General features: G+C 58.6%; 8 protein-coding genes. All 8 read left to right on the top strand.

Translation table 11 applies throughout. The features are described 5' to 3' along the window. On the top strand, positions 1–891 hold an 891-nt coding region (locus tag G9X64_RS22745; protein WP_210259710.1), incomplete at its 5' end, for a hypothetical protein. After that, positions 845–1,705: a hypothetical protein gene (locus G9X64_RS22740; RefSeq protein WP_141399591.1), complete on the top strand. Its 861-nt coding sequence runs from the start codon at positions 845–847 to the stop codon at positions 1,703–1,705. The genes G9X64_RS22745 and G9X64_RS22740, both read left to right, overlap by 47 nt. A 75-nt stretch (positions 1,706–1,780) precedes the next feature. Beyond that, the gene (locus G9X64_RS22735) at positions 1,781–2,173 is read left to right on the top strand and encodes a protein NO VEIN domain-containing protein (protein WP_096772344.1); all 393 of its coding nucleotides are present in this window, start codon (positions 1,781–1,783) and stop codon (positions 2,171–2,173) included. 63 nt (positions 2,174–2,236) lie between these two features. Continuing rightward, a complete protein-coding gene (gene tnpA / locus G9X64_RS22730) occupies positions 2,237–2,647 on the top strand; it encodes an IS66-like element accessory protein TnpA (RefSeq protein WP_096772345.1) in 411 nt (136 codons plus the stop codon). Beyond that, a complete protein-coding gene (gene tnpB, locus G9X64_RS37025) occupies positions 2,644–2,802 on the top strand; it encodes an IS66 family insertion sequence element accessory protein TnpB (protein WP_096772346.1) in 159 nt (52 codons plus the stop codon). Before tnpA ends, tnpB (G9X64_RS37025) begins: the two co-directional genes overlap by 4 nt. Positions 2,803–2,844: 42 nt before the next feature. Further along, positions 2,845–3,228 carry a transposase gene (locus tag G9X64_RS22720; protein ID WP_141399592.1) on the top strand — a complete coding sequence of 128 codons (384 nt, stop codon included), beginning with the start codon at positions 2,845–2,847 and terminating at the stop codon, positions 3,226–3,228. Then, positions 3,225–3,578, top strand: coding sequence for an IS66 family insertion sequence element accessory protein TnpB (gene tnpB, locus G9X64_RS22715; RefSeq protein WP_141399593.1), 354 nt, complete (start codon positions 3,225–3,227; stop codon positions 3,576–3,578). The genes G9X64_RS22720 and tnpB (G9X64_RS22715) overlap by 4 nt, the downstream gene beginning before the upstream one ends. 68 nt (positions 3,579–3,646) lie before the next feature. Beyond that, the coding region (gene tnpC / locus G9X64_RS22710; RefSeq protein ID WP_246271008.1) for an IS66 family transposase at positions 3,647–5,144 on the top strand (1,498 nt) is incomplete at its 3' end.

Below are 5,144 nucleotides of genomic sequence, written 5' to 3'. Positions count from 1 at the left end.
GGTCCTCTCAATGGGCCAGAGCTTACTTCAAAATGGATTATTTCAACGGGGCAAGGTCAGTACCCCCATAAGCTGGAGTTGGCCGAGGCTGTCGGACAGTCTTTCGACGCGAAGCTAAAGTTTGCACGTATCGCGAAGATGGTCACAGAGGAACAGGCGCGGACAGTTGCAATAATGCATGAGTTCCGAAACGAGCTGTACCATGTCGGCCTCCAGCACGAAGCCATCCTGCCAGCCATTGCTAATTTCTACTTCTCGGTAGCCTGCGACATTCTGAAGGCGTTTCCCGGGCGTGGTCTTTACTACGGCAATAAGATGGTAATCCCGGAACGCGCGAAGAAGTATTTCAACAGCAGCAGACTCAATCCGGCCGAACTAGGTGACTTCGAGAAGGCGTGCGCAACGCTGAAGGATCGGTGCCATTTTGATAGAGGCAAGACGATCGGTGCGCTCGCGGACTATATGGATTATATCATCACTGAGAACAATGTTTACCTCGATGTCATCTCAACTGGCGTGTTTCCCAAGGGGAAGGGGATCACGCGAGATCAGGCGACAATCAATTGCCAGACATGGCGGCTGGCCTTCTCGCCTGTGGGTCACAAGTTCGCAAGCGAGAATGGCTTTTCCGGCAGATCTATCCATGACCTTGTTGATTGGCTCGCCGCCAACTACCGCCTGACGATCAAGAAGGATCCCGTTCCAGGATGGAAGCGGCGGGTTCAGCGCTTGCGCTCTAAGGCCAACACACATCTGGCCGTCGCCACCTATGTCGACTTCCTGAGAGACACCTTGCAATTCCGCGAGGATCTCGCGGAGAGTTGCGCAGCCGCCGAGGCTGAAATTGACCGTCAAATTGACGAAATTCGTGCGCGCCGTCGAAAGGATTGATCCTCCTATGCTGAGATTCACAGACCCACAGGAGCCAACGATCGCTGATCGATGTATCCGACCACTTTGTTTCGCCGCCCTTGGGGACGAATACTATGGTCTGGATGGGTTCGAGCTCACGCTGCAGGATGGCGCGGTTGCTCGCCGTTTGCTGTTTGGACTTCAGGGTAGTGCCGTTCTCTTCCAGTACCGAGGGCGACATTTCGCCGTCTTCACGCGCCACCAAATAGCAACGATCGCGGGTGAAACAGCAGCGGCTTTTAAGGACCGCTTGGACTATCTGGTAGTGCTGATGGACGATGGCACCGACAGCACCAATATTCCGTTCAACACATACCTATTCTCGCCTGGTTCCACAGAGGATGAAAGTGACTATGTGATCGGTGTGGTCGAGTATGAGATGCTACCATCATACTCACGACATCAGTTCTTCCCCGTCGAACGTCGCCACATCGGTCGCGCTGGTGATTTAGCTTTAGCCTCAGGCTTGCCAAGCCATCTCCAGCGAATGGTGATGGAGAATGGCGGGATGCGGATCCATCCGATCTGCAAGTCGGGACACCTAGAGTCCCGCAGTAACTGCGGCGTGTTGCGATATCCTGAGGACTTAGAGCCTTTGGATGGCATGAGTGGTGGAGCGGTCTTCGTTACTCGATTAGCGGGTGATGGTCATTCCTTCGAGATCTTCTTGGATGGCATTATCCAGCGGGGCGGAGGAGGTTACGTTCGCTATCTCGGTCTCGAAATCATTTTGGACCGGGTAGATGATTACATCTCTCGCCTTCGAAATGTGGCCGCGGCAGACGATGCCTGAGACCTTCGACACGTCCGAGAGTGAAGCGACCGGACGTGGTCCGCGTATTGAGATTCTGGGAGAATACGAAGAGCAATGACGCTGGAAAAACTATCGTCCCCGCAATCCGGAACGCTGGGCGAGCTGCTGACCGTACCAAAGCTGAACACACTCGGACTGGCCGCCTATATGAGCCCCGAAGGCGCACCTGGGCACGATGTCATTGTTGTCGTCGGTGGGCAGCCGAAATCGATCGAGGTGAAGACGCGGCAGTTCCTGCGCCGGCCGACTGAGATCACCCGCTGGCCTGTAGAAATGCACAAGAAAGGCGACGCGGACTTCTTCATCTTCATCGAACTCGATCTGAGGACGATGGCACCAACGTTCTACGTCCTGACGAACGAGCAGGCTCGCGCAGTCCACAGGAACTATGAGGGCGGAGGAAATTGCTATCCTCCAGAAGTTCGAAAGCAGGTAAGCCCACGGTGAGGGCCGTCTTGCGAGGTTTATGCGAACATCGGAAGTCCTAGTGCAAACACTAGGAGTAGTCCTATGACCAAGCATCCGATTGAAGTGATCACGTCTGTCGAGCGCCGTCGGCGCTGGTCTCGCGAGGACAAAGAGCGGCTGGTTGCAGCCTGCCTTGAGCCTGGTGCGGTTCTTTCCGAGATTGCCCGTGCGGCCGGCATCCACGTGAGCCAACTCTTTCGGTGGCGCAAGGAACTCTGCCGGATCGAGGAGCCGTCGACGCAGGTGTCGAGCACCTTGGTGCCCGTGATCGTTTCGGAGGCCGCGCCGGCAGCCCAGCCCGCTGCCTCAGAAGCGCCGGCCTCATCGCATCCCCGCCGGAAGCGCAGCGATGTGACGATTGATCTGGGCCGCGGTCGTCGTGTCCGTGTGGACAGCGACATCGACACGGAGGCACTTGGCCGCATTCTCGATTGTGTGCTGGGTCGGCGATGATCCCGGTTCCTGCTGGTGTGAAGGTCTGGCTGGCGACCGGCCATACGGACATGCGCAAGGGCTTTCCCGGTCTGTCTCTGATGGTGCAAGAGACACTGAAGCGCGATCCGATGTGTAACCGGTGTTCCGATCCCACATTGTCCTCGCCGCCCTGATCTGTGATCGCCTTTCCATGGACGAGCAACGGGAGTTTCTCCATGGAGAGTACATTGGAGTTTCTCACAACCAGGAAGTCTGGACGTGAGGTTCATCGGCATTGGCCTGATGAGGTCAAAGCGCAGATCGTGTCTGAGAGCCTTCGGCCCGGTGCGAAGGTGAATGAGGTCGCTGAACGCTTTGGATTGCGGGCGAACCGCCTTTCGACTTGGCGGACGATGGCGCGGCAGGGCAAGCTTGTTCTGCCTGCACCCGAGAATGCTGTGGAGTTCGCAGCGGTAGTCGTCAATCCACCCGTTTTGGAGCCGCTGATCAAGACTAGCCGCCCCGAGATCATCGTCGGTTCGGTCACGATCCGCCTGGAAGAGGGCGCGTCTGCCGCCCGCATCGCTGCTGTCGCGCGTGCCTGCGCTGTTCCGGCATGATCTTTCCATCGAACCGGGTTCGGATCATGGTGGCGACCAAACCGGTCGACTTCCGCAAGGGCCACGATGGCCTGGCAGCGCTGGTCAAAAACGAGCTGCACAAGGACCCTTTTACAGGGACGGTCTTCGTATTCCGCTCGCGCAAGGCGGATCGCCTGAAGCTGATCTACTGGGATGGCAGCGGTCTGGTGATGGCCTACAAGCGGCTGGAGGAGCACACGTTCACCTGGCCGGGCATCAAAGATGGCCTGATGACGTTGGGCCATGCTCAGTTCGAGGCGCTGTTTGCAGGCCTCGACTGGCGTCGTGTCCGTTCCATGGAGGCAAGAGCGCCGGATGCCATCGAATAGATGCGGCACGATGACTCGGGCGGTAAATTCCAACGGCGAAGCGACGCTAGCTTTGATAGACTTCGGCCATGTTGGACGCCGCCAATCTTCCCGACGATATTGCTGCCTTGAAGGCGATGCTGATCGCGGCGCAAGCGCGTGAAGTTCGCAAGGATGAACGGATCGAGCGGCTAGAGAAGCTGGTCGCCGCCTTCAAGCAAGCCGCCTTCGGCCGCAAATCCGAGAAAGCTGACCCAGAGCAATTCGATCTTGCGCTGGAAGACCTGGAAACGGCCATTGCAACCATCCACGCCGAAGACGAAGCCGATAGCCCTTCTGGGAAGCCGCACCCCAAACCCCGCGCCATCAATCGCGGTTCTCTGCCCGCCCACCTTCCTCGCGTCGAGGAGATCATCAAGCCGGAAAACCTGATCTGCGCTTGCGGCGGAGGCTTGCATTGCATCGGCGAGGACGTCTCCGAGCGGCTGGATGTCATTCCGGCGCAGTTCCGTGTCGTCGTCACCCGTCGCCCCAAATATGCCTGCCGTTCTTGCACCGACGGCGTTACTCAGGCTCCGGCTCCCGCCCGATTGATTCAGGCCGGATTGCCGACAGAAGCGACCATCGCTCATGTGCTGGTGTCCAAATACGCCGATCATCTGCCGCTCTACCGGCAGGCCCAGATAATGAGCCGCCAGGGCCTTGATCTCGACCGATCCACACTCGCCGATTGGGTCGGTCGGGCTGCTTTCGAACTGCGCCCGGTCTTTGACGCATTGATTGCCGATCTGAAGCGGTCGACGAAGCTGTTCATGGACGAGACCCATGCGCCGGTCCTCGATCCCGGCTCACGCAGAACCAAGACCGGATACTTCTGGGCCCTGGCCCGTGATGACCGACCTTGGGGCGGAGGTGCGCCTCCTGGTGTAGCCTTCACCTATGCTCCAGGTCGCGGCGGGTTACATGCCGAGCGGATATTACAGGGGTTCACGGGCGTCCTTCAGGTGGACGGCTATGCCGGATATAATCGGTTGATCGCACCGGACCGTGTCGGTCCCGACATCCGGCTAGCCTATTGTTGGGCGCATGCCCGGCGTAAACTGGTCGAGATCACCCGCAACGGCTCGGCACCGATTGCCGCGGAAGGCGTGAAGCGGATCGGCGAACTCTATCGCATGGAAGACGAGCTGCGGGGTCGTTCCCCAGAGGCTCGCCTGGCCGGGCGACAGGAGCGATCAGCGCCATTGATCGCCGACATGCGGATGTGGCTGACGCAGCATCGCGCCCGCGTCGCTGGCAAGTCGCCGCTTGGCGAAGCTCTGGCCTATATCGCCAAATACTGGGACGGCCTCTGTGTCTTCCTGACTAATGGCCGCATCGAGATCGACAACAACACCGTCGAGAGAACCATCCGGCCGATAGCCCTCAACCGGAAGAATGCTCTCTTCGCCGGACATGACGCCGGGGCGGAGAACTGGGCGACCATCGCCTCGCTCATCGAGACTGCCTTATGCCGCGCGCGGCATAAGGCGGTTTATGCCGACCGGCGAACTATGCCGATTAATCAACTTTTTGCCAACGTTTCCA

This window comes from Rhizobium sophorae, assembly GCF_013087515.1.
GTDB lineage: Bacteria > Pseudomonadota > Alphaproteobacteria > Rhizobiales > Rhizobiaceae > Rhizobium > Rhizobium sophorae.
The sequence above is the reverse complement of the archived record's forward strand: the minus strand, read 5'-3'. Positions and strand labels throughout refer to the sequence as shown.

Excerpts from the sequence above, each read along its gene's own strand:
- G9X64_RS22735 (WP_096772344.1), top strand. The coding sequence starts at position 1,781 with ATGACGCTGGAAAAACTATCGTCCCCGCAATCCGGAACGCTGGGCGAG.
- tnpA (WP_096772345.1), top strand. The coding sequence starts at position 2,237 with ATGACCAAGCATCCGATTGAAGTGATCACGTCTGTCGAGCGCCGTCGG.
- tnpB (WP_096772346.1), top strand. The coding sequence starts at position 2,644 with ATGATCCCGGTTCCTGCTGGTGTGAAGGTCTGGCTGGCGACCGGCCAT.
- G9X64_RS22720 (WP_141399592.1), top strand. The coding sequence starts at position 2,845 with ATGGAGAGTACATTGGAGTTTCTCACAACCAGGAAGTCTGGACGTGAG.
- tnpB (WP_141399593.1), top strand. The coding sequence starts at position 3,225 with ATGATCTTTCCATCGAACCGGGTTCGGATCATGGTGGCGACCAAACCG.